The following is a 21,134-nucleotide window of genomic DNA, read 5'->3' on the forward strand; positions in this document are numbered from 1 at the left end:
ATCAGGTAGTCATCTGCGGCATCACGACCAACCACTGCTGCGAGACGACCGCCCGAGTCGCAGGCGACCTTGGCTACGACACCTACTTCGTCATCGACGCCACGCACACCTTCGACCGCGTGGCGCTCGACGGCGACACGATTCCAGCTACGCACTTGTCCGCGATCACCGCAACAAACCTCCACGGCGAGTTCGCCACCGTGACCACCACGCACGACCTCGTCACGGGGAACCGCCCATGAGGGGCTGCCCGGCGCGATCCGCAGTCAGGAGCCGAGGGATTCTGGGGCATCGCCCCGCAGCGACGCGGTGGCCCGCTGCAACAGATCACGCAACTGGGCGCGTTCTGCGTCAGTGAATGCCTGTCCCAGACGCTGCTCGATCGCCCGCGGCGCCTCGTCAGCGCGCAGCACCAGCGCCTCGCCCGCCGGAGTCAAGGACACGACCAGCACCTTGCGATGCACCTTTGACGGCTTGCGGGTCACCAGCCCCTTCGCCTCCAGCTTGTCGAGCGTCTGACCCATCGTCTGCGCCGTCACCGCCGCGACCCGCGCGAGCTGTGCCGAGGACTGTTCGGGCACGTAGTGCAGCGACATCAGCGCTGCATACTGAGCCACGGTCAGCCCGAACGGACGCAGCGCCTCCGTCTTCGCCTGGATCATCGCCTGCTCCGCTGCCTTGATATGCGACCCGAGACGCGCCGACGAGTCCTTCAAGAACTCCTCCTCGCCACGGCGAGGAGTCGGCAAGCAGAACGACGATGCACCGATATCAGCCACCTCACTAGAATAAAGCACCTGACACCATTCCGCGGGTACCTCTGCGCATCGGCCTCATCTGATCCGTCGCCCGGCTCTGACACACCGAGCGCGCGGACACAGACGGTCAGGCGCGGGCACCTCATCGTCTCTCGAATCCATCGAAGCACGCGGACCACCACGACTACACGAAAGGTTGCACCACCAATGCACTCACCAGCGCCCAACATCCTCGCCGCTCTCGCGCGGATCTACGTCGACAACCTGGACGCCGCCATCCCGCTCTACCGAGCGCTCGCCGGCGTGGATGACGTTCACTGCTTCGAGTTTCGGGCCATGCACCTAGCGAAGGTCGGGTCGTTCCTCCTCGTTGAGGGCGCCGACGACGAAGTGCGTTCACACGCTGCAACCGTCGTCGTGCGCGACATCGATCTCACAGCCCAGACCATCCAAGGCGCAGGCGGCGAACTGCTCGACGGGCCAGCGCCAGGCCCCAACGGGCCACGCCTCGTCGCCTGCCACCCCGATGGCGGCATCATCGAGTACATCCAACTCGGCTAGGACCTCAATCCACTGGCACTGTGTGTCGAATGGATGGAGAGCACTCCTCGTGCTGCTAGTCCATCTCTACACCGAAGGAAGCACCCCGTAGGCCCATAAAAGTACGAGCGTCTTGGATGGCAATATCCCGACCATTCTAGGCGGGCTCAGCTCGGTGAGTAGAGGCAGTTTGAACCTGGAGCACGATCGAAACGATCGCTGCGAGCGCTAACGCACCGACGCCGAGGTAGGGCAGGCGTGCCGGGTCGAGACCCGCGGTCAGGGTCATTCCGCCGAGCGAGCCGGCGGCGGCGATGCCGATGTTGAACGCGGAGCTGTTGACCGCGAGGGCGAGATCGGGGGCGAGTCCGTCGGCACTCGTCGCGATCCAGGTGTTGAGAGGTGGGAATGTTGAGAAGTACGCGATGCCGACCAGAGCGAGGCCCGCGACGGACCCGACGCTGTGGCCGCCGATGAGACCCGCGATGAGGAGGGCGATCCCGGTTGCTGTGAGTGTGACGGTGAGTGCTCTGTTCAGTCCGCGGTCGGCGAGTCTGCCGCCGAGGATGTTCCCTGCGAGACAGGCGGCCCCGTAGATGAGGAGCAGCGGGGCCACCGCACCTTCACTGATGCCGGTGTTCGTGAGGAACGGCACGGCGAAGGCGAGCAGGGTCATCGCCCCGAGGCCTGCCATTGCGGTCATCACCACCCCGCCGAGCACTGATCCACGGGTGAGGACACGGAGTGATCGCCAGCCGACCTCGCCCCGCGGGGAGCGATCATCGGGGAACACGGCGAACGCGATCAGGAGCGTGACCGCGATGAGTGTGGCGATGAGGGCGAACGCCCACTGCCAGCCCAGCGTCTCGGAGAGCGTGTTGCCGATCGGCACGCCGATGACGGTGGCGACGCCGAGGCCGAGGGTGATGCGGCCGACGGTGCGGCCTCGCTCGCCCTCGCGTGCCAGCCGCAGCGCGGTGAGCATGAACGCGACCAGCACCGGGGTGTGAAGCGCACCCGTGATGACCCGCGCCACCAGCAGCACGGAGTACGAGGGGGTGAACACGGCCAGCGCGGTTGCGGCCCCGTAGAGGATCAGCGCCGACAGTGTGAGCGTGCGCAGCGGCATCCGCGCGGTCAGTAATGCCAGAAGCGGGCCGGCGATCACCGCGGTACCCGCGTAGGCCGTGACCAGCAGCCCGATGTCGGAGGTGGGCACGGTGAACGCTTCGGCCAGTCGGGGCAGGATGCCGGCGATGACGTTCTCCGAGGTGCCGAGCGCGAACGCTCCGAGGATGAACGCGGACGAGAGCAGACGCGGCACCCCAGTCGCTGCTGGGGTGGGAGTAGAAGCAGGCATGTCATCGACGCTAAACTCTGACATGGATGTGAGAGTCAAGTCGGAAGGGAACCCAAATGCGGATCGGTGAACTGTCGAAGCGTTCCGGTGTGAGCATCCGGTCATTGCGCTACTACGAGGAACAGCGCCTGCTGCACCCGGCCCGGTTGCCCAGCGGCTACCGCGTCTATGAGGACGCCGATGTGAGCCGGGTGCAACGTATCCAAGCGCTCCTGGGCGCGGGGCTGAGCACGCGCAAGATCGAGCACATCCTGCCCTGCCTCGCCCAGCACGAGGATGGTGTCGCTCTGGCCTGTTCCGATCTCTACGCCGAGCTCGTCGCCGAACGCGACGAACTGCTCGGCCGAATCGATACACTCCGCACCTCGGTCGAGGCATTGGAGACCGTCATCTCGGCGAGCCCCAGACCTCTCACCGTGTGACGCTCCGGCTTGACCCTCACACCGACGTGAGGCTTTAGCGTCGGGTGCATGAGCAAACGCATCGTCTACTCCGAGTACGGCACCGCTGATGTCCTGCGATTCGAGGATGGCCCGCTGCCCGTACCAGGGCCGGGGCGAGTGCTGGTGCGCACGGAGATGATCGGCGTGAACCCCATCGATTGGAAACTCGTCGCGGGAGCATTCGCCCGCGTCGACCCCGCGCCGTTCCCCGGCACTCCCGGATGGGCCGCCACCGGCATCATCGAAGCACTCGGCGACGGCGTGACCGACTACGCCATAGGGCAGGCGGTCATTCTCGATAGCCGAGCACGCCTCCCGGTCACCTCGGGCAGCCGAGGCGGAACATTCGCCGAACACGTTACCGTCGACACAACCCGCATCGTTCCACGGCCAGAGGGCGTGAGCATCGAGCAGGCCGCGTCGCTGCCCTCCTCCGCAGTCGCCGGGTATTCCATGATCCAGAACCTCGGCATCACCAGTGAGGATATCTTGCTCGTGCACGGAGCCGCCGGAAGTGTCGGATCGGCGACCGTGCAGATCGCCATTGACCGAGGCGCGAAAGTCATCGGCACCGCCTCGCCCCGGAACCACGACTACCTGCGCTCGCTCGGCGCGACCCCGGTCGCCTACGGTGACGGTCTCGAAACCGCGCTCCGTGACCTCGGCGCGATCACCGCAAGCGCAGACGCGGTCGGGGGCCGCGAATCGGTCAGCGCAACTCGTGGCGCTCTCGATCCGCGCGGACGTGCTGTCACCGCATGGGGTGACGATCACTCTCACGCGGCAGGTATCCCGTGGGTGCGGCACCCCGATGACGAGCTGGAGCAGGCCGTCGCGCTCGCTATGCGTGGCGTGCTCACGGTGAGGATCGGAGAGACGTTCCCTCTGGCCCAGGCAGCCGACGCCCTCTTGCGTAGTCGGACGCCCCATTCGGCAGGAAAGATCCTGCTTGCGCCCTGATGGTGTCTGCAAGAAGGCCGACAAACCGGGAAGAAGAGGATTCCTACATGGAAGAGATTGAAGCCCGAGGCAGGGAGACTCTGTCGAGTATCCGGATCACGAAACATCACCACGCCTGCGTATCTGTCGAGACGGACACAACGAGGTTATTGATCGATCCCGGACAGCTCGGCCCGCGACCATCCCTCGACGGTGTGGATGCTGTGCTCGTCACTCACGGACACTATGACCACTTCAACGCGGAACTCATTGAACAGGCGCTTGGCCGTTCGATCCCGGTCTGGCTGCCGACCGATGTCCTGCATGACTTTGGCGCACGAGAACTCACGCATGAGGCCGTAGCGGGTGATTCCTTCACCATCGGAGAACTCACTGTCACTGTGGCGGGAGGTCGTCATGCCGCTGTCCATCCGCAGATTCTCGGCTGCTTGAACAATGCCTACTTGATCGCCGACTCCGTCTTCGTCACCGGAGATGATCACCCTGCTCCGCCCGGCCACTTCGACACGCTCGTGACTCCGATCGACGCGCCCTGGCTCAGGGCAGTCGACCTCATACGCTACGTGAACTCGATCAGGCCGAACCAGGTCATTGGCATCCACGAGGGTCTCCTCAACGAATACGGAGTTTCCGTCGCCCGTCACGTTGCCCGCTCTCTCCTGAGCGAAGGGGCTAACTACTCGTCCGTACCGAGCGACGGCGAAACCATCGATGTGTTTCAAGACTGACTCCGAGACACCCAACTACGCCAGAAGTGACACGCCGTGCGGTCGCAAGAGTAGGTGCGTATAGCTCATTATCTCGGTTCGAGTTCGGCGGCGGGTACCTCGGATGCCGCCGGTGACGTGCGCGAAGCTGCCACCATTGCGGGAATCATCGCCAGGAGCGCGAGCACGGCCAGGCCCGCGCCCACCCAGAGCGGTGCACGGAGTCCGTAGGCGTTGATGCCCAGGCCTCCGATCCACGATCCGATGACGACACCGAGGGTGATGAAGGACGAGTGAACGGTCTGTACTAGCGAGCCTGTGTTCCCGACCCGCTGCACACGGGTAATCATGGCCGGGTTCATCGTGATCCCGACCAACCCGATCCCGGCCATCGCGATGATCGCTGCTGCGGGGATGCCGGCCAGGAGCGCGAACCCGGTCAGGAAGACCGTGTTGAGGGTCAACCCGGCGACGATCACGCTGATCGTGTGCGACTGGGCGAGCCGGCCGACGATGATGTTCCCGATCACGGTCGCTGCCCCGTAGCCGAGCAACAGCAGCGGCACGATGGCCTCGGAAAAGCCAGTGACCTCGATGAGGATCGGTGCGAAGTAGGAGAACGCCGCGAACGTCGCACCGATGATGAGCGTTGAGGTTGCCATGATGAGCCACAACTTCGGCCTCTGGAACACCCGCAGCTCGGCGCGCAGGCCACCGTTGCTGTCCGGAGTGAGACGTGGCAGAGCGATCATGGTCGCGATTGCAATGACCACGGTGAGTACGGCGATCGCGATGAACGCGGCCCGCCATCCGAACCGGTCGCCGATGAGTGTGGACAGCGGCAGCCCGAGCGCGGTGCCGAGCATGAGCCCCTGCAGGGCGAGGCTTGTCGCTCTACCCCTGATCTCGGGAGCGCTGATCTGCGCCGTGGCGGACATGGCGACGCCGAAGAACGCGCCCGAGGCGGCACCCGTGATGAGCCGGCCGGCGAGCATCGTGCCGTAGGAGGTCGAGGCGGCGGCGAGGGCGTTGCCGATGAAGAAGATGACGAACAGCACCAATAGGGCGTGATTGGTGCGCAGGCGCTGCACGCTCAGTGTCAGAGGCGGCCCGCCGAGCGCCATCGCGAGCGCGAATGCGGTCACGAGGTACCCGATCTGTGGGATGGTCGCGCCGAGGTCGCGAGACATTTGCGGCATCAGTCCGCTGACGAGCAGCTCGCTGCACACCATCACGAAGATGCCGAGCGTCATCAAGTAGACGGGCTTGGGGATCGAGGCGCGTTGTGTCACAGAACAACCTTTCTTGACTCTAATATCAAAAATATGGGCAGAAGAATGCGCCTCATGCCGGGCATGGGCGCTCAGGCCAGCAGGTCGGCGATGCCGGCTAGGGCTATGCGGCGCAGACTCTCCGGCTCGACACCGGCCTGCCCCATCGTGCGAATGCCGTTGGTCACCGTTACGAACAGCAGTGCACCCACGCAGGGGTCGACGCCGCCAGGGATGCTGCCGTCGAGCTGGCCGGCTTGGATCGCTCCCTCAATGAGGGCAAGACGCTCTCGCAGGTCGTGGTCGAGGATGCGGCTGATCCGCTCGTCGCGCTCGCGCAGGCCGGGTGTCATCATCGCGTGCACGATCATGCACCCGGCCCCGTGCCCGTGCTCGCGGGCATCGCGCTCCTCTTCGAGGATCAGGTCCATCACGGCTCGCAGGCGTTCGGCACCGGGGCGGTCGCTGTTCGCCAGGATCTCTGCCTGCAGGTCGCGGAACCGGGTTGCGTAGCGTTCCAACGCGCGGATGTATAGCTCGTCTTTGGAGTCGAAGGCGTTGTAGAGACTGCCGCGCAGCATCCCGGCCGCCTCGCATAGTCGCTCGGTCGAGGTTCCGGCGAAGCCGTGCACGCGGAACTCGGCCGCTACAGCATGGAGGACCGCTGTCTCGTCGAAGGTCCGTGGTCTAGCCATGCTGATGACCCTAACACGTTCTTGATTCCAGGATCAAAAATGCTTACCTGTCGCCATCCATCCCGGCCCCGCCTTTGGCGCTGGCGAAGTCGCAGGCCCTTGCATACCGTGACACCACTCCGAGGCCGACCCACGCGCAGCCACGCCGAGGTAGGCACCCCGTCTTCATCGTGACGCAGTGCCCGTCCGTAGTGCGTCGAGCGCGACGACTGCTTGGAGGGGTAGGACGCCGTTGCCCAGGGCGGTGTTCTGCTGGTTCGCGGTCAGTCCGTGTTCGGGGTCGGTGACCCAGCCCGCGGGGAGGCCCATGAGCCATTCCACGAACTCAGATGCCGGTCGCGGGCCTTTCTCTTCGTTCAGGATCGCGGGGGCGGGGGCTGCTCGTCCGGTGATGTGCTCCCATCGGGCGATGGCGGGGGCGTATCGCCCCCAGCGGTGAAGATGTCTTCGAGCAGGGCGAACAGTGTCTCCGACTCGTTCCAACTGGCGGGCGAGCCATTCGGTCCGTTGAGGGCAAGGTCGATCACTTGGTGGCTCAACGCGATCGTGCCCCGCCGACCTCGTACTTGATCCAGGGTCTCGCCTCCTCGTGAGGAGTCGGAGGCCAGAGGTGTCCGGAACAGCGCCCTGGCGATGGGCGGTGATGAAGATGCGGAACCGGTGATGCGGTGCGCCGGCCAGTGACGCCGGTAGGCCGACCCATCTCGCAGTTCGCCGGAGGTCGGCCAGGTCCCCGAGTACGGCGCCGTGCGCCCGAAGAGGTCGCGTTGGCTCGTCTCCCAGCAGCCACGGGTCGGGTTCCAGGTTTCGAAGGGTGGTTGCGGGGTCGCAGGTTGCATCGTCTCGGTTGTGTGCATCAGGAGTTGCTCCTTCCAAGTCGGGTCGGATTGCGGGTGCGGAGAGCAGTCCGCGGACGTTCTCGATGACGACGAGATCGGGTTGCAGGGCGTCGATCGCGGCCGCCATGTGCGACCAGAGCCCGGAGCGAGTGCCGGGTGCGAGGCCGGCGCCTTTGCCGACGGTCGAGAGGTCCTGGCAGGGGAACCCGCCGATCAGCACATCGACCGGTGGCACTGTCGTCCAGTCCACGGTGGAGATGTCTCCTAAGTTCGGGATGCCCGGCCAATGGTGAGCGAAGACGCGGGTGGAGGGAGCATTGATCTCGGAGAACCAGATCGTCTCCCCGCCGGTGGCGTACTCGACGGCGAGGTCGAGCCCGCCGTAGCCGGAGAACAGCGACCCAACCCGGACAGGGCGGCCGCGGTAGGAGTGATCGTTGCGCATGAGAGCTCCGCAGGCTTCGTGATCCCCGGACCTCGACGCGACTGACGGACGCCGACCTGCCGGGCTGAACACCTGCCAGGTGCACCGGCAACTGACCGGACCGCCCCGACCGAGCTAGCTCAGATTCGCTCCCGGCCACGCCTCCCAGACCCCGTGCCACCGGCCCAGCCGACTGCCCCATCGATCCGTCGCTCTCGACGCTCCATGAGCCGCCACACGTCTTTCAAGAGAGGCCCGCCGCGTCAATCTAAGTTGACAGTGCGGGATTCGATCGCGTCGCGATGCGAGATGTCGACGGCTCACCTCGTCGCTATGACGGTCTCAATGCGCGTGATGTCGGCCGGCGACGGCTACCAGTACCTCCTGCGCACTGTCGCCGCGGGCGATGGCGACCGTGATCTCTCGACTCCGTTGACGAGGTATTACACGGAGGAGGGAACACCTCCCGGTTTCTGGATGGGGTCGGGTCTGCCGTTCCTCGGCGGCGGGGAGCTCGCCGCAGGCGGGCAGGTCTCCGAGGCGCAGCTCCAGCTCTTGGTCGGGATGGGCCGCGACCCGATCACGGGCGAGGCGTTGGGAGAGGCATACCGGAGGTACGCGAGCGTGCAGGAGCGCGTCGACAAGCGCGTCGCGGATCTCGATCCGGAGCTCGGCCCGGTTTCTCGTGCCGAGCAGGTCGCGGCGATCGAGGCGGAGGAGGCCGAGCGCGGCACACGCCGTGCGGTCGCCGGCTACGACCTGACATTCTCGGTACCGAAGTCGCTGTCCGCGCTGTGGGGGGTTGCGGACGCGGGCACGCAATCGCTGATCGCGGACGCGCATCATCAGGCGGTTGCCGAGGTGATCGCGTTCCTCGAACGCGAGGTCGCGGTCACCCGGGTCGGCGCGGCCGGTCCCGAGGGAGCGGTCGCGCACGCCGATGTCGGCGGCGTCTTGGCGACCGCGTTCGACCACTACGACTCCCGCAGTTCCGACCCCCAGTTGCATACGCACGTCGTGGTGAGCAACAAGGTCCTGACCGTGCAGGATCAGAAGTGGCGCACCCTTGCCGGGCGGCCTGTGCACGCCTCGATCGTTGCCCTGTCTGAGTTGTACAACGCGACGTTGGCCGATCGGATCACGGGCACGTTCGGCATCGAGTGGGAAGCGCGGGAGCGGGGCCGGGATCGGAACCCGGCGTGGGAGCTCGCGCCGGTGCCGGAGGCACTGGTGACGGAGTTCTCCTCTCGTACCCGACAGATCGAGGAGGAGAAGGCCCGCCTGATCGACGCCTACGTGCACAGGCACGGTCGCCAGCCGTCCTCGTAGACGGTCTTGAAGCTCCGTGCGCAGGCGACGCTCGCGACCCGGCCGGCGAAGCAGGTGCATTCGCTCGCGGACCTCACCGCTGACTGGCGTGCCCGCGCCACCGGGCTGCTGGGCGAGGACGCGACCGGCTGGGCACGCACCCTCACCACCAATGGGGACCAGTCGGCGCTGTTGCGGGCCGATGACGTGCCGTTGGACACGATCGCCGACCTCGGCCGCGCCGTGGTCGCGGTGGTGGGTGAGAAGCGGTCGACGTGGCGGCGCTGGAACCTGCACGCCGAGGCGAGCCGTCAGCTCATGGGCATCAGGCTCGCGACTGCAGAGGACCGCGAGGCGATCACGGGGATGGTCACCGATGCCGCCGAACAAGCGTCGCTGCGGCTGACGCCGCCGGAGCTGGCGTCGAGCCCGTTGTTGTTCCGCCGCCCGGACGGGTCGAGCCGCTTCCGCCACACGGGAGCGATCCTGTATTCGACCGAGGAGCTGCTGGCCGCCGAAGACCGCCTCCTCGACCGCTCCCACGCCATGACCGGGCCGACGATCGAGCTTGCGACCGTGGAGAAGATCACCGGCAAGCCCGACGCGGAGGGGCGCCGGCTCGGGCCGGATCAGGCCGAGGCGCTCACACGGATCGCGGTCTCCGGCCGGGTCGTGGATGTCCTGGTCGGGCCGGCTGGTGCGGGCAATACCACATGTCGAGTTTGACGCCAGTACGAACCTCAGCCATCACCGGCTGAGCGGGGTGCAGTGCTCGGTGTAGCGGCGTCAGGCGTTGACGGTGCTTCCGGCGTCGACCACGTTGCGGATCGCGTCTCGCGAGACGGTGAGTGCTTCGATGGAGGCTTCGATACGTGCTTGCTCGCGTTTGAGGTCGTCGATGGTGTCGGTGCAGACTGGGGTGAGGCGGCCCGCTCGTTCGGTCAGGCAGGGCAGCACGGTACGAATCGTCGCGGTGCCGAGTCCGGCATCGAGGAGCTGCCGGATTCGGCGGGCAACCTCAACATCCTGATCGCTGTAGTCGCGGTACCCGGAGGCGTTACGTGCGGGCACGAGGAGTTCTTGCTGTTCGTAGTAGCGCAGCAGCCGGGCCGGGATGCCGGTGCGGTCGGTAACGTCCGAGATGCGCATCTGAGCGATACCTCCTACCTCCAATTTGCCCTCACACTGATGTCAAGGTTGAGCCTAGCAGGGTGAACCTCGAACAGTCCTCTCCCGCTTCTACGCTCGCCCGCCCCGTGCTGGTCCTGGCCGGGTTCGTGCTGCTGGTGTTCTGCACCGGCACCGCCGAATACCTCGTCGCCGGTGTCCTCCCGCAGCTCGCCGACGACCTTTCGGTCAGCATCGCGACCGCCGGGCAGACCGTGACCGCCTACGCGCTCGGGGTCGCGATCGGCGGCCCAATCGTCACGGTGTTGACGGCCCGGCTTCCGCGTAAGGGGCTCGCTCTCGCCTTGGGTGTGGTGTTTATCGCGGGCACAGTGCTCACCGTGCTCGCGCCATCCTATGGATGGGTGATCGTTGGCCGGGTGGTCTCGGCGTGTAGTCAGGCCACGTTGTTCGCGATCGGGCTGACCACCGCGACCGGGTTGATGGGGCCTGCGCGTCAGGGGCAGGCGATCGCGATCGTCAGTTCCGGTCTCACCGTCGCGACCGTGCTCGGCGTACCCCTCGGTGCCCTGTTGGGTGGGAACACGAGCTGGCGGATACCGTTCGTCATCGTCGCTGCCGCTGCCACCCTCGGCGTCGTCCTGCTGACTGCCGCGATGCCCCGCACTCCGGCTCCGACCACCGGGGTGAGTGATGAGATCCGCACCCTGCTGCGCGGCCCCGTACTGCTGGCCGTGGCGACTACGGTGATCGGGTTCGCCGGGGTCAGTGTGGTCTTCACCTACCTGGTGCCACTACTCTCGGACGTGACCGGCATGGCCGCCGGGATCATCCCCGCCTTGCTGCTGGCCTACGGGGTCGGCGGGTTCGCCGGGAACCTGATCGCGGGCCGTCTGGCTGACCTGTCGCTCGGCAAGACCCTCGTCGGTGTGTTCCTCGCCCTCATCGTCACCCTGGCAGCGTTCCCGCTCGTGGCGGAGTTCCCGATCCCGATGATCGGGCTCGTGCTGATCCTGGGGTTGCTCTCGACCGCGACCATCGCCCCGCTGCAATCGCTCGTGCTCCGCCATGCGGGAGCAGCACCCACGCTGTCGTTGGCGGTCAACGTGGGCGCGTTCAATCTCGCCAACGCAATCGGCTCCGCGCTCGGTGGTCTCGGCGTCGCTGCCGGACTGCTGCAGTGGGGCGGATTCGGGGGTGCGGTCTTCGCGATCCTCGGCCTCCTCCTCACCGCCCTCGCGCTTCGGGCCACCCCGAGAACTGAAACCTCCACCACCGATACCGATTCCGATAGGAAAGAGATGAGCCGATGAAGATCGCGACCATTACTGCTTACGGCGGCCCCGGTGTCCTCACCATCCGGGATGCGCCGCTTCCCGTGGCTGGCCCGGATGAGGCGGTGGTCGCGGTCGTCGCGTCCACGATCAATCCCGTCGATGTGAAGACACGCACGCCCGGCACCTCGCAACAGGTCGGGCGATTCCCTGCCGTGCTGGGCTGGGATGTCGCGGGCATCGTCATCACTGCCCCCACAGTTTCCGGCTGGTCGCCGGGCGATCGGGTGATCGCGATGCACCCACCCCAGTCGGATGGGTCGGGCAGCTGGCAGCAGTACGCAGCGATCCCTACCGCGCTCCTCGCCCCGGCACCGGAGACGGTCGACCTGGTGACCGCTGCGACCCTGCCGCTCGCGGCGCTCACCGCTGACCAAGCACTCACAAGCCTCAACCTGAGTCGCGACGACCGGCTACTCATCACCGGGGCTGTCGGCAGTGTCGGCGGGATGGCCGTGCAGCTCGCCGCACTCGCCGGGATCAGCGCTGCCGGGCTGGTCTCACGCCCGGAACACGAATCAGCGGTACTCGATCTCGGAGCTACCTCCGTGTACTCGAACCCGGTCTCGGCGGGCGAGTTCGACGCTATCTTCGACACTGCCGGAGTCTTCGATTATCCGAGCCTGCTGAGCAAGGATGGCAGGCTCGTCACGGTCAGCGACGAAACCATCCCCGCGACGCTGGAGCAGCGTGCCGCAAGCGCGATGCACAACTATGTCCAACAAGACCCATACCGCTTCCGCGAGCTCGCTGCTCTGGTAGACGAGGGCAGACTCGTACTGCGCGTCGCTGAACAGTGCCCACTCGCACGGATCGAGCAGGCGCACAGAACAGCCGAAGCCGGAGGCTTGCTCGGCAAGGTCGTCATCACAATGTAGACGGACGCGTACCAATTCCAGGCGAGTAGGCTCAGAAACGCAGAATCACACCGATCAAGATGCTCGTACTTTTGCGGGCCCACGGCGTGCCTTTTGCGGTCTAGAGGCGTCGTGTCGGCCCCTCGCGGCTCGGGTCTCTGCGGTGGGGGTCATGCTCGAACGGGTCATGGAGTTGCCGCGCTCGTTCTGCTGTCTGCCGGTTCTGGTTCTCCCGCTCGGCCTGTTTCGCTTCGATCAGGTGGGCGGCGTCGTTGATGGGGAGGGCGCGGAGTTCATCGGCCTCTGAGCGCAGCAGCGCGGCCCGGTTCTTGGCATCGTGCGCTTGACGGCGGGGGTTGGTAGTGCGACGCATCCCGTACTGGGCGGCCTGGGCGTGCTCGATCCCGTACTCGCTGACGAGCAACGCCGTGTGCTCCTGCTGGTGCCGCTTCCGCATCATGTCGCGGTCGGCGGTGGCCGCGTCGACGGTCTGGGCGGCCTCGGTTACGCGGGGGTCACTCCCGGCGCGTCTACTGGCGACCTGGCCCGCCCACTCGGGGAGACGATCAGGGTTCGCCGGTGTCGTGGCCCACTCCTGGCTGACCTGCCCGCGCAACGTCCGGGTGCGTTCGGTCGCTGTGCGCTGCTCGGTACGGGCCTTGCGCTTGCCGAACCTGCCGACCGTAGCAAGGCGGCCACGGGCGGTGGCCTCGTCTGCGACGGCATCGAGGTAGGCGGCACCATCAGTCTCGGCCCGCACCGTCAGCGGCCCGGTGACCTCGGCACGCACCTGCTAGGCGACTTCCTCGGCCTTGCGGAGCACAGCGGCGCTCTCGTCGTCCTCGGCCCGGTGGGTAGCGCGTTGGGCGTCGAACCTCGCGGCGGTCTGCTCCCACCGTTCCGCCGCCCGTTCTGCACGCTCGGTCTCGTGGTCGAGGCGGGCGAGTTCGTCGGTCACGCGCCGCGCCGGGCCGTCTGTGACGAGTCCGCGCACGGCTTCGGCGGCTTGCCGGGTGGCGTGGTCGAGGCCCCGGTCTGCCGGGTCACGTTCCATCGCGTCAATGAACTGCGCCCTGGCGTCGGCCATGTCCTCGGCGACGACGTGAAGCCGGTTGGTCTCGCGGCCTCTCGTCATGCCGACATAGACGCCCGCCGCACTCGTCGCCTCCGACAAAACAGTGTGCGCCCCATTGACGGTTGCGCCTTGGACGCCGTATGCAGTCGCGGCGTAGGACAGGTGCGCGTGCTCACCCACATACTCGGCAGGTAGGGCGACGGTGAGGGGGTTCTTGCGCCCGCTGCCCACCTCACGGGCATACACGGTGCCATCGTCTTCGACGTGCTGGACTCGCCATTGTTGCCGGTTCGCCACTCCCACGTCGCTGTCGTTGCGGCGGGTTTGGATGAGGTCACCGGCCCCGATGCTCAGGCCGTCGCTGCCGGTCGCCGTGATGGTGTCGTTGACTTCGCCCGCCTCGACTCCCCCGGCGCGGATGCGCTCGTTCAGCGCGGTGGCCTCGTCGTTGGTCGCCACCGTGATCGCCTCACCGTCGCAGGCGTTCTCGGTGATGTGCTCGCGGGCCGCATCGTCGTCGGCGTGCAGTGAGACCAGGTGCATGGTGGCGAGCCGGTCGAACACCTCGCCGGGGTTCTCCCGGTCGCGCATCGTCAGCGTCAGGGCGGCGTACTCGGCGTCAGTGAAGCGGTGGAGTTCGCTCATGTCGTAGGTGCGGCCTCTGATCTGGGCGGCCATGTCGAGCACCCCGCCCCTGCCCACGGCGGGCAACTGGGCGCGGTCGCCGACGAGCGCGACCGTCGCACCGGCCTCGGCGGTGATGGTCAGCAGGGCGTGGGCGGTGTCTTGGTCGAGCATCCCGGCCTCGTCCACAACCACCCGTTCACCCCGCGACAGCCGCGCATCCTCGGGCGGGCCGGTGTAGGTGCGTCCGGTGTCGGGGTCGGTGTCGCCCTGCTTGAGGCGCGTCCATACGCCGTCCTCGTTCCATCGCCACCCATGCGCATAGACGAGAGCAGCGACTGAGGTTGCGGGTACGCCGAGTTCATCGTGCGCGACCTGAGCGGCCCGCTTTGTCGGTGCAACCACCCGCGTACTTCTGCCGTGCTCGGCGGCAATCTCGATAGCGGTGTGAAGCATGGTGGTCTTCTCCACTTGGTGCATCTGACGCACCTAATCCAGTGGAGGTGAGCGGTGTGAGTATTGAACAGGACACGCAGGTCAGGAGCCATATTGGCGCTCGGACGGATCGCGGGAACGCGGCACGTGCCCGTGGCGGGCACCCGGCCGGTGTCGCCGTCGCGGAGCAGGTGCTGATCTACCTGCGCATCAGCGAGGACCGCACCGGGGAAGAAGCCGGTGTCGAACGGCAGCGCACCGACTGCCTGGCCTTGTGCGGTCGTCTCGGGTTCGAGGTCACCGGGGACGAGGTGTTCATGGACAACGACATCTCGGCGTACTTGAAGAAGAAGCGGCCAGGCTTCGACCAGCTGATCGAACAGGTCAAGCTCGGTCCGGCTCGGATCGTGGTTTGGCATGTCGACCGTCTCTACCGGCGTCCGCGGGAACTGGAAGACCTCATCGACCTCGTCGAGACCCATCCGATCCGGATCGAAGCGGTCATGGGCGGCGCGTTCGACCTGAACACCCACGAAGGACGGTTGATGGCCCGTCAGCTCGTCGCGATCGCCTCGTACGAGTCCGGGCACAAGGCCGACCGGATCAGACGGGCGAACCAGGCCAAGGCCGAGCGCGGCGACTGGCACGGCGCGGCGAAGTTCGGTTACGGCACCGGCGGGGTTCTGATACCGGAAGAAGCCGCAGTCGTCCGCGAGATGGCCGACCGCTTCCTGGCCGGTCACTCGCTGCGTTCCATCACCCAATGGCTCAACGAGGAGTCAGGGGTGCCAGCCCCGCGGGCGCACACGGGCCGGACATTGGGAGTGTGGAGCCCGACGACGGTGAAGTCGATCCTCGTGTCGGCGCGGATCTCCGGGCAGCGCGCCTACGATCCCGGTGTACGCGACGATGGCCCGACCGGGCGGGAGATCCTGGGTCCGGGGAACTGGGAGGCGATCATCACCCCGGAAGAGACCGAGCGTATCCGGGCGATCTTCGCCAGCCCCGACCGTCGGGTGGGGGCGACTTCGCAGACGCTGCTTTCGGCGATCGCGACCTGCGGCAGGTGCGGGGCGGGTCTGGTCTCCGGGGTCAGCAGCCGCTATACCAAGAGGGGGCAGAAGACGCCCAAGCTGTTCTACCGGTGCGCAGCCGTGCCGGGCCGTCCCGAGCGGGGCGGACTGTCGGTGTCTCGTGAGGGTCTGGATCAGTTGGTCGCCAACGCGGTCATCACCCGGCTGGCCGACACCACGATGCCACCGGAGACCACCGCTGGTGACGGTGTGGGGGCGGCGATGACCCGCATCGTCGCGGCCCGGCAGCGGTTGGAAGACCTCGCCCGTGACTACGGTGCCGGGTTGTTGACTCGCTCGCAGTTCCACGCCGGACGCACCGCCGCGCAGAACGCCGTGCACGACGCCGAGATCGCGCTCGGCAAGGTCAACCGCACCTCCGCGCTCAAGGGTCTGCCCGTCGGCGATGTGGACGCCCTGTGGAAGGCGTGGGAGAGCGAGTGGACGATTGCGCAGAAGCGGGCGATCATCACCGCGATGGTCGATTCGATCGTGGTCAACCCCGACCCGAACTGCGGGTCACGGTTCCGGCCCCAGCGGGTGGACCTCACGATGAAGGCATGAACCCAGCTTGCGGGTGCTCACGGGTCGCGGCGGGTGAGCACCCGCAGCTTCGCCAACGCGACCGGATCGGTCACCCCCAAGGCCACCCCCGACCGGCGACACACCTCACGAGTCCACGCCTCGACATCGAATCCCGGCGGCAGTGCCGACCGATGCCGACTGGCCACCCGCGACGACCCACCGCCTTCTCTCCTGACCGTGCGCGCTGCAATGGCCGAGGAGACTGATGTGTCGTGCGTCTGCGGAGGCATCATGCCTTGTAGGTGCGACGAGCCTGCCCGTGCCGGAGCGGTGGGGCGGGGACCGGAGCACGCGGCCCGGCCACCGGGCGAGGCGGTTCACGAGGGATCGCGTCAACGAACCACGTCTGCTCCGGACCTCACCCGGCGTCGACAGCTCTCCTGGTGGGCGCAGTTCTCGCCCCGGGGCGATGACGGGAAGCTGAACCCGGCCGTGCGGAGGGTGGATACCGGCCCGAGGGCACAGTCGAGCGTGCCCGGCGGTGAGAAGGCGCAGGGTTTGTAAAGTGAGAGTTCAGGACGAGAAGAGGTGAGTGATGACTGACCCGATTCGCACCGCCAGTCCTGTACGGGGGCGTCCGGACTTCACGCACGTCTCGGACGTGATGCTCTACGACATCGCCCGTCACACCGCATCCCTGTTGCTCTCGCTCTTCTTGAACCGTCAGCGTGAGGCCGCCGATGAGGCCGAGCGCGAGCATTGGGCGGCCCGCGAGCGGCTGGTCATCCGGAATGTCGAGGCGTTGGACCCGGCCGACCGCGCCGGGCTGATCGCTCAGAACGAAGCCTGGGACGACGAGGACCGCGGCCTACGCGAAGCGTGACGAGCGAGGAGGACCACGCCCGGGGGCACCTGCGCGCAGCACCTCCAGCCTCACCCGGGGCTTCAACCAGCTGCGGGGAGCGCGTGCCCGCCCGGGAAGCGGCGGCGCCAGGGCTCCGTGGTGGGTTCAGGCCCGGTTGAGTGATCGCTTGGTGATGAAGATCCCGCGCTGACGAAACGCTCGGGGACTGTCGCGTTCGGCTTCGGCACGGAAGATGCCGGGCACGCCTGGGTACCAGCCCTCTGCCATGCGGGTCGGGTCGAGCGCCCATGCGGGGGGTGTCCCAGCCGTCGCGTTCTGCGAGGTGATCGGCCAGGGCGGCGAACGCGGCGTCGAGTTCCACCGCCCCGGTCGGGGCAGGCGGCTCGTCGAATACGCTGGCGGCACGAGTGGGGTCGCTGCGGCGCAGGACGGAGGTGTAGTCGTCCACGGTCTGCAGGATGCCGAACCGCCACGCCGCAGCCAGCGGTTCACCCGCCGCGAGCAGCTCTGCGGCATACGTACCGTTCCATTCGGGGTCGGGCGTCCAGGCGTCGAGGCTTTCAACCAACGGTGACTCGAGGCCTTGGGCGTCCATGGCGTCGCTGAGCGCCTGAGAGCGCGCCCGGCTGAACGTGTGGTGATAGTAAAGCTTCAGAGGTTGCCACGGCTCGCCGGCGTTAGGATAACGACTTGGGTCGGACGCCGCCCCGAACGCCGCCACCGCCACCTTGTGGCACATGATGTGGTCGGGGTGAGGGTAGCCGCCGCGCTCGTCGTAAGTCGTGACCACATGCGGCCTAAAGCTCCTAATGAGCCGGACCACCGGCTCTGCCGCGTCCGCGACGTCCATCGCCGCGAAACAGCCTTCGGGCAGCGGCGGCGGTTCACTGCCGAACCAGCCGGAATCCACGAAACCCAGCCAGTCCTGGGTGACACCGAGGCTCTCGCAGGCCGCCTGCATCTCCCGGCGGCGGATCTCGGCAATGTTGGCCAGTATGCCGGGCCGTTCCATGTTTGGGTTAAGGATCGAGCCGCGCTCTCCGCCGGTGCAGGTGACCACGTGCACATTCACCCCCTCAGAGACGTACTTCGCCGTGGAGGCCGCGCCCTTGCTCGACTCGTCGTCGGGGTGAGCATGCACGTGCATCAGCCGAAGTCCGGTGCGCGGCAGGGAGGACATCCCGCAGATTCTAAGGAATGTGGCGGCTAGAACCATGGCGAGACGAGGACACCGGCTCAGCCAAGCGGCGCCGACCAATCTGCCCTTGAGGACCAGTACGGCCGGAAGGCCCCGCAGTTGCGAGTCGCGCTGATCGCGATCACGGCCGCGATGGGCGCAGTGTCCATCGCCCCGGCGGTATGGGCCGTCTGGTTTCGCGAAGCCCCGAAGAGCAAGTCGGCTGGCGGTGACGTTGCGAATCGACGGCGCCATCAAGAAGGCACCGCCGAGGTCACCTGCAAGGGCCCCGGCCTACGCCGATGAGCCAAGTCGTCGCGGGTGAGTTCGGCTTCCCGATGCCCGGGCCGGTGTTCGAGGAGGAACACACTATCGAGCGGACCGTCCGCAAACGCGCGTCGAACTGCTCGGGTGCACGACCCCTGCGCAGAAGCGGCAACGCTGATAGAATCTGACGGTAGCATGGAGTGTGCTGGAGAACAGCCGAGGGAACGTCAGAGCATCAATCCGCTAAACGTCGACAGCGACCCGAGCGGCGTCTACGCTGAGGATGACCGCTAGCGTGCAGCACCTTGTGCCAGCTTGGCGCTGTCATCCCGGATCGGCGCGCGGCGAAGGGGTCCCGTTTTGAAGGCGTCTCTCGAGACTGCTGGGATGGCGAGTGTGAATCAGTTTCCCGAAGTCGTTCGATATCCGATCGCCGCCGGTCGTCGACACACCGTCGGCCTGCAGGCTGACGGGACCGTCGTTGCTATCGGTGCGAATTCCGCCGGGGAGTGCAGAACCTCGACGTGGCGCGATGTCGTCGCCGTGGCCGCCGGCAGCGTGCACGTGGCCCGCAATACCGGCAAATCTCACACGCTTGGCCTCGGTGCCGACGGGACCGTTCACGCCTGCGGCTGGAACAACAGCGGCCAGTGCGATGTGCAGGGCTGGCAGGACCTCGTCGCGGTGGCCGCAGGGTGGCGCTTCAGCGTGGGGCTACGGGGCGATGGGACCGTCGTCGCCACCGAGCGCTTTGCGCACACGGCACTCCATGAATGGCGCGACGTGTGTGAGATAGCGTGCGGGGACTGGCACGTCGTAGCCCGCCGGCCCGACGGGACCGCCTGCGCTGCGGGCAGCAACACGTGGGGCCAGTCCGATGTCCATGGCTGGACCGGGCTGACGAGGCTGGCCGCCGGATACCTGCACACCCTCGGCCTTACACAGGATGGCACTGTCCGCGCCGCCGGCCACCCGGCGTTCTGGAGGGGCTGCGAGCGGTGGACGGACATCACGTCTGTGGCCGCAGGCAGCTACCACAGCGTCGGCCTCACCGCCGAGGGTACCGTCGTTGCAGTGGGAAGCTCCGAACTGGGACAATGCGCCGTCTCCGGGTGGCAAGACATCGTGGCCGTGGCAGCCGGTGGCGCGCACACAGTGGGGCTGCGTGCGGACGGGTCCGTCGTCGCCACCGGTGACGACAGTTACGGTCAACTGCAGACTGCGGCCTGGCACCTCAACTGACGCACTCACTCCAACCAAGTGCCCTGGAAAGACGATCGTCCCGCGCGGGACGATCCTCGGAGGTCAGGCTGCGGTCCAGGTCGCGGCCCTTGCGGCAGGGGCGTCGCCCGAGCGCGTGTCGACGACGTACCCCACGACGTCCCCCCGACCGTTGACGCCGTAAGCGTAGGACCCGGCCCCTAGATGCTCAAGTGTCGTCGACCCGCCCTCAAGATCCCAGAGTGCCGCCGAGAAGGGGAACCCTGGCGAGCCGGGGAGAAACTCGATCCCGACGACGAGACCCGCATCGTTCACCCGGAGGGCCGCCTGCCCGGGCAACGGCTCCGGTGCCGAAAACGGATCGCGCCAGAACACCGCGATCGGCGGTTTACCCCGCTCAGCCATGCGCCACCCCACGGCGAGCCCGTCGGTGCTGCACGCGTTGACGAAGGCGTCGTCACCCTGGAGCCGGACAGGCTGGAGCGTCCGCGGCTCCCATACCGCCGGCGCGTGCCGCCAGTCGAACTCACCCTCAAGCGTGACGAAGCCGCCTGCCACCCGGCCGAGCGCGTCAATGGTGTGCCCAAGGGCGATTAGGTTGTCGTCGCCGTCTGCCGCCGGCAGCGGGGTATAAGTCGCCGTGGCGAGGTCGTAGACGAAGGTGCCCACAGGCAGCCCCCGGGGTAGACCGCCGGAACTCGGGACGGCCCCTGTCACGAGGACGAGGCCGTCATCGGTGACGTCGATGGCCTGGCCCATCTCGGAACCGGGCGGCAGCGCCAGTACTTGGAGCCCACCGTCGCGGGTCCCGGCGATAGAGGCTTATGGCAGGCGTCGGGTGGTCGGTCGTGTTGGCCAGCGGTAGCGGGTCCTGGCCTCGCGGATGAGGGCTCTGATGATGGTGAGCGCGGCAGCGAGGTCGAGGTAGAAGTCCACGACGAGGTGGTTCTTCTCGGTGCAGCGGCGGAGCTTGCCGTAGCCGTTCATCCAGGAGTGTGTGCGGACCTGCGCTCCCGGGTATGCACACCGAGGCGAACCAGGTCGTGACGCTGTGGGAGGGGCAGCTGAACTTCCTCCCAATCAACGACGGCGCGTTGACGCTATCCCCCTCCGAAGACGGACAGCAGCGTCGATCGCTGGCGGGACCGGAACCGTTTGCGGCATTGATCGCCGGACAGGTTCCTGCACTCCTGGAAAGCGCAAGTGAACCCACCAACACCGCGTCATGTCGCGTGCCACACGAGGCGA

Annotated in this window: 24 protein-coding genes and 2 pseudogenes; 13 read left to right on the plus strand and 13 right to left on the minus strand. The window is 67.0% G+C overall.

Annotation, left to right across the window (positions count from 1 at the left end; genetic code table 11):
• The coding region (locus GOOTI_RS05550) for an isochorismatase family protein (protein WP_007237589.1) at positions 1-242 on the plus strand (242 nt) is incomplete at its 5' end.
• 24 nt (positions 243-266) lie between these two features.
• On the opposite strand, the gene GOOTI_RS05555 is transcribed toward GOOTI_RS05550, so the two are convergent.
• A complete protein-coding gene (locus tag GOOTI_RS05555) occupies positions 267-779 on the minus strand; it encodes a MarR family winged helix-turn-helix transcriptional regulator (protein ID WP_233425429.1) in 513 nt (170 codons plus the stop codon).
• 186 nt (positions 780-965) lie between these two features.
• Between GOOTI_RS05555 and GOOTI_RS05560 the strand changes: the two genes are divergently transcribed.
• Positions 966-1,319, plus strand: coding sequence for a VOC family protein (locus tag GOOTI_RS05560; RefSeq protein ID WP_007237591.1), 354 nt, complete (start codon positions 966-968; stop codon positions 1,317-1,319).
• 136 nt (positions 1,320-1,455) lie between these two features.
• Here GOOTI_RS05560 and GOOTI_RS05565 read toward each other — a convergent pair whose 3' ends face one another.
• Positions 1,456-2,658, minus strand: coding sequence for an MFS transporter (locus tag GOOTI_RS05565; RefSeq protein WP_217997282.1), 1,203 nt, complete (start codon positions 2,656-2,658; stop codon positions 1,456-1,458).
• A gap of 56 nt (positions 2,659-2,714) precedes the next feature.
• Here GOOTI_RS05565 and GOOTI_RS05570 point away from each other — a divergent pair, with 56 nt between their 5' ends.
• The 3 genes from GOOTI_RS05570 to GOOTI_RS05580 are packed head-to-tail and all read left to right on the plus strand — an operon-like array spanning position 2,715 to position 4,789.
• Positions 2,715-3,080, plus strand: a complete 366-nt coding sequence (locus GOOTI_RS05570; RefSeq protein WP_007237593.1) for a MerR family transcriptional regulator — start codon at positions 2,715-2,717, stop codon at positions 3,078-3,080.
• A gap of 48 nt (positions 3,081-3,128) precedes the next feature.
• The gene (locus GOOTI_RS05575; RefSeq protein WP_007237594.1) at positions 3,129-4,061 is read left to right on the plus strand and encodes an NADP-dependent oxidoreductase; all 933 of its coding nucleotides are present in this window, start codon (positions 3,129-3,131) and stop codon (positions 4,059-4,061) included.
• Positions 4,062-4,108: 47 nt separating this feature from the next.
• Positions 4,109-4,789 (plus strand): MBL fold metallo-hydrolase, encoded by a 681-nt coding sequence (locus GOOTI_RS05580; protein WP_007237595.1) that lies wholly within the window; start codon positions 4,109-4,111, stop codon positions 4,787-4,789.
• A gap of 68 nt (positions 4,790-4,857) precedes the next feature.
• On the opposite strand, the gene GOOTI_RS05585 is transcribed toward GOOTI_RS05580, so the two are convergent.
• The 3 genes from GOOTI_RS05585 to GOOTI_RS05595 all read right to left on the minus strand — a co-directional run bounded on the left by GOOTI_RS05585 (position 4,858) and on the right by GOOTI_RS05595 (position 8,018).
• Positions 4,858-6,060 carry an MFS transporter gene (locus tag GOOTI_RS05585; RefSeq protein WP_007237596.1) on the minus strand — a complete coding sequence of 401 codons (1,203 nt, stop codon included), beginning with the start codon at positions 6,058-6,060 and terminating at the stop codon, positions 4,858-4,860.
• Positions 6,061-6,131: 71 nt separating this feature from the next.
• Positions 6,132-6,734 carry a TetR/AcrR family transcriptional regulator gene (locus tag GOOTI_RS05590; protein ID WP_007237597.1) on the minus strand — a complete coding sequence of 201 codons (603 nt, stop codon included), beginning with the start codon at positions 6,732-6,734 and terminating at the stop codon, positions 6,132-6,134.
• 165 nt (positions 6,735-6,899) lie between these two features.
• Complete coding sequence (locus GOOTI_RS05595) at positions 6,900-8,018, minus strand: DNA cytosine methyltransferase (protein ID WP_007237598.1); 1,119 nt, start codon at positions 8,016-8,018, stop codon at positions 6,900-6,902.
• A gap of 312 nt (positions 8,019-8,330) precedes the next feature.
• Between GOOTI_RS05595 and mobF the strand changes: the two genes are divergently transcribed.
• Positions 8,331-9,326 carry a MobF family relaxase gene (mobF, locus tag GOOTI_RS26470; RefSeq protein WP_217997283.1) on the plus strand — a complete coding sequence of 332 codons (996 nt, stop codon included), beginning with the start codon at positions 8,331-8,333 and terminating at the stop codon, positions 9,324-9,326.
• Positions 9,327-9,332: 6 nt separating this feature from the next.
• A complete protein-coding gene (locus GOOTI_RS26475) occupies positions 9,333-10,031 on the plus strand; it encodes a hypothetical protein (protein WP_007237600.1) in 699 nt (232 codons plus the stop codon).
• 60 nt (positions 10,032-10,091) lie between these two features.
• On the opposite strand, the gene GOOTI_RS05605 is transcribed toward GOOTI_RS26475, so the two are convergent.
• Complete coding sequence (locus GOOTI_RS05605; protein WP_007237601.1) at positions 10,092-10,454, minus strand: MerR family transcriptional regulator; 363 nt, start codon at positions 10,452-10,454, stop codon at positions 10,092-10,094.
• Between the two features lie 62 nt (positions 10,455-10,516).
• Here GOOTI_RS05605 and GOOTI_RS05610 point away from each other — a divergent pair, with 62 nt between their 5' ends.
• Together GOOTI_RS05610 and GOOTI_RS05615 are read left to right on the plus strand one after the other, a co-directional pair.
• Positions 10,517-11,746 (plus strand): MFS transporter, encoded by a 1,230-nt coding sequence (locus GOOTI_RS05610; RefSeq protein ID WP_007237602.1) that lies wholly within the window; start codon positions 10,517-10,519, stop codon positions 11,744-11,746.
• Positions 11,743-12,645 carry an NADP-dependent oxidoreductase gene (locus tag GOOTI_RS05615; RefSeq protein ID WP_007237603.1) on the plus strand — a complete coding sequence of 301 codons (903 nt, stop codon included), beginning with the start codon at positions 11,743-11,745 and terminating at the stop codon, positions 12,643-12,645. Before GOOTI_RS05610 ends, GOOTI_RS05615 begins: the two co-directional genes overlap by 4 nt.
• Before the next feature lie 100 nt (positions 12,646-12,745).
• On the opposite strand, the gene GOOTI_RS26480 is transcribed toward GOOTI_RS05615, so the two are convergent.
• Complete coding sequence (locus tag GOOTI_RS26480) at positions 12,746-13,414, minus strand: hypothetical protein (RefSeq protein ID WP_007237604.1); 669 nt, start codon at positions 13,412-13,414, stop codon at positions 12,746-12,748.
• A 3-nt stretch (positions 13,415-13,417) separates the two neighbouring features.
• A complete protein-coding gene (locus tag GOOTI_RS05620) occupies positions 13,418-14,803 on the minus strand; it encodes an ATP-dependent DNA helicase (RefSeq protein ID WP_007237605.1) in 1,386 nt (461 codons plus the stop codon).
• A gap of 32 nt (positions 14,804-14,835) precedes the next feature.
• Between GOOTI_RS05620 and GOOTI_RS24680 the strand changes: the two genes are divergently transcribed.
• Complete coding sequence (locus GOOTI_RS24680; protein WP_007237606.1) at positions 14,836-16,395, plus strand: recombinase family protein; 1,560 nt, start codon at positions 14,836-14,838, stop codon at positions 16,393-16,395.
• Between the two features lie 17 nt (positions 16,396-16,412).
• Here GOOTI_RS24680 and GOOTI_RS26070 read toward each other — a convergent pair whose 3' ends face one another.
• Complete coding sequence (locus GOOTI_RS26070; protein WP_169315789.1) at positions 16,413-16,562, minus strand: hypothetical protein; 150 nt, start codon at positions 16,560-16,562, stop codon at positions 16,413-16,415.
• 389 nt (positions 16,563-16,951) lie between these two features.
• On the opposite strand from GOOTI_RS26070, the gene GOOTI_RS05630 reads away from it, so the two are divergent.
• Positions 16,952-17,239 (plus strand): hypothetical protein, encoded by a 288-nt coding sequence (locus GOOTI_RS05630; RefSeq protein ID WP_039993536.1) that lies wholly within the window; start codon positions 16,952-16,954, stop codon positions 17,237-17,239.
• A gap of 126 nt (positions 17,240-17,365) precedes the next feature.
• On the opposite strand, the gene GOOTI_RS27025 is transcribed toward GOOTI_RS05630, so the two are convergent.
• Entirely contained in the window at positions 17,366-17,488 is a 123-nt protein-coding gene (locus tag GOOTI_RS27025) for a hypothetical protein (protein ID WP_267879808.1), read from the minus strand.
• Between GOOTI_RS27025 and GOOTI_RS26670 the strand changes: the two genes are divergently transcribed.
• On the plus strand, positions 17,487-17,795 hold the full coding sequence (locus GOOTI_RS26670) for a hypothetical protein (RefSeq protein WP_039993538.1): 309 nt from the start codon (positions 17,487-17,489) through the stop codon (positions 17,793-17,795). The two genes, GOOTI_RS27025 and GOOTI_RS26670, sit on opposite strands and share 2 nt — an antisense overlap.
• A 21-nt stretch (positions 17,796-17,816) precedes the next feature.
• On the opposite strand, the pseudogene mca reads toward GOOTI_RS26670, so the two are convergent.
• Positions 17,817-18,653: pseudogene (mca, locus tag GOOTI_RS26675) on the minus strand (mycothiol conjugate amidase Mca); the annotation flags it as partial.
• Positions 18,654-19,052: 399 nt separating this feature from the next.
• On the opposite strand from mca, the gene GOOTI_RS05650 reads away from it, so the two are divergent.
• Positions 19,053-19,907, plus strand: coding sequence for an RCC1 domain-containing protein (locus tag GOOTI_RS05650; protein WP_039993543.1), 855 nt, complete (start codon positions 19,053-19,055; stop codon positions 19,905-19,907).
• 63 nt (positions 19,908-19,970) lie between these two features.
• Here the strand turns inward: GOOTI_RS05650 and GOOTI_RS05655 are convergent, their stop codons facing one another.
• Positions 19,971-20,645, minus strand: coding sequence for a hypothetical protein (locus GOOTI_RS05655; RefSeq protein WP_007237610.1), 675 nt, complete (start codon positions 20,643-20,645; stop codon positions 19,971-19,973).
• 63 nt (positions 20,646-20,708) lie between these two features.
• Positions 20,709-20,888 (minus strand): annotated as a pseudogene (locus GOOTI_RS26075) (IS5/IS1182 family transposase); the annotation flags it as partial.
• Positions 20,889-21,134 lie beyond the last annotated feature (246 nt).

It is taken from the genome of Gordonia otitidis NBRC 100426, from assembly GCF_000248075.1.
In the GTDB taxonomy this organism is placed as follows: domain Bacteria; phylum Actinomycetota; class Actinomycetes; order Mycobacteriales; family Mycobacteriaceae; genus Gordonia; species Gordonia otitidis.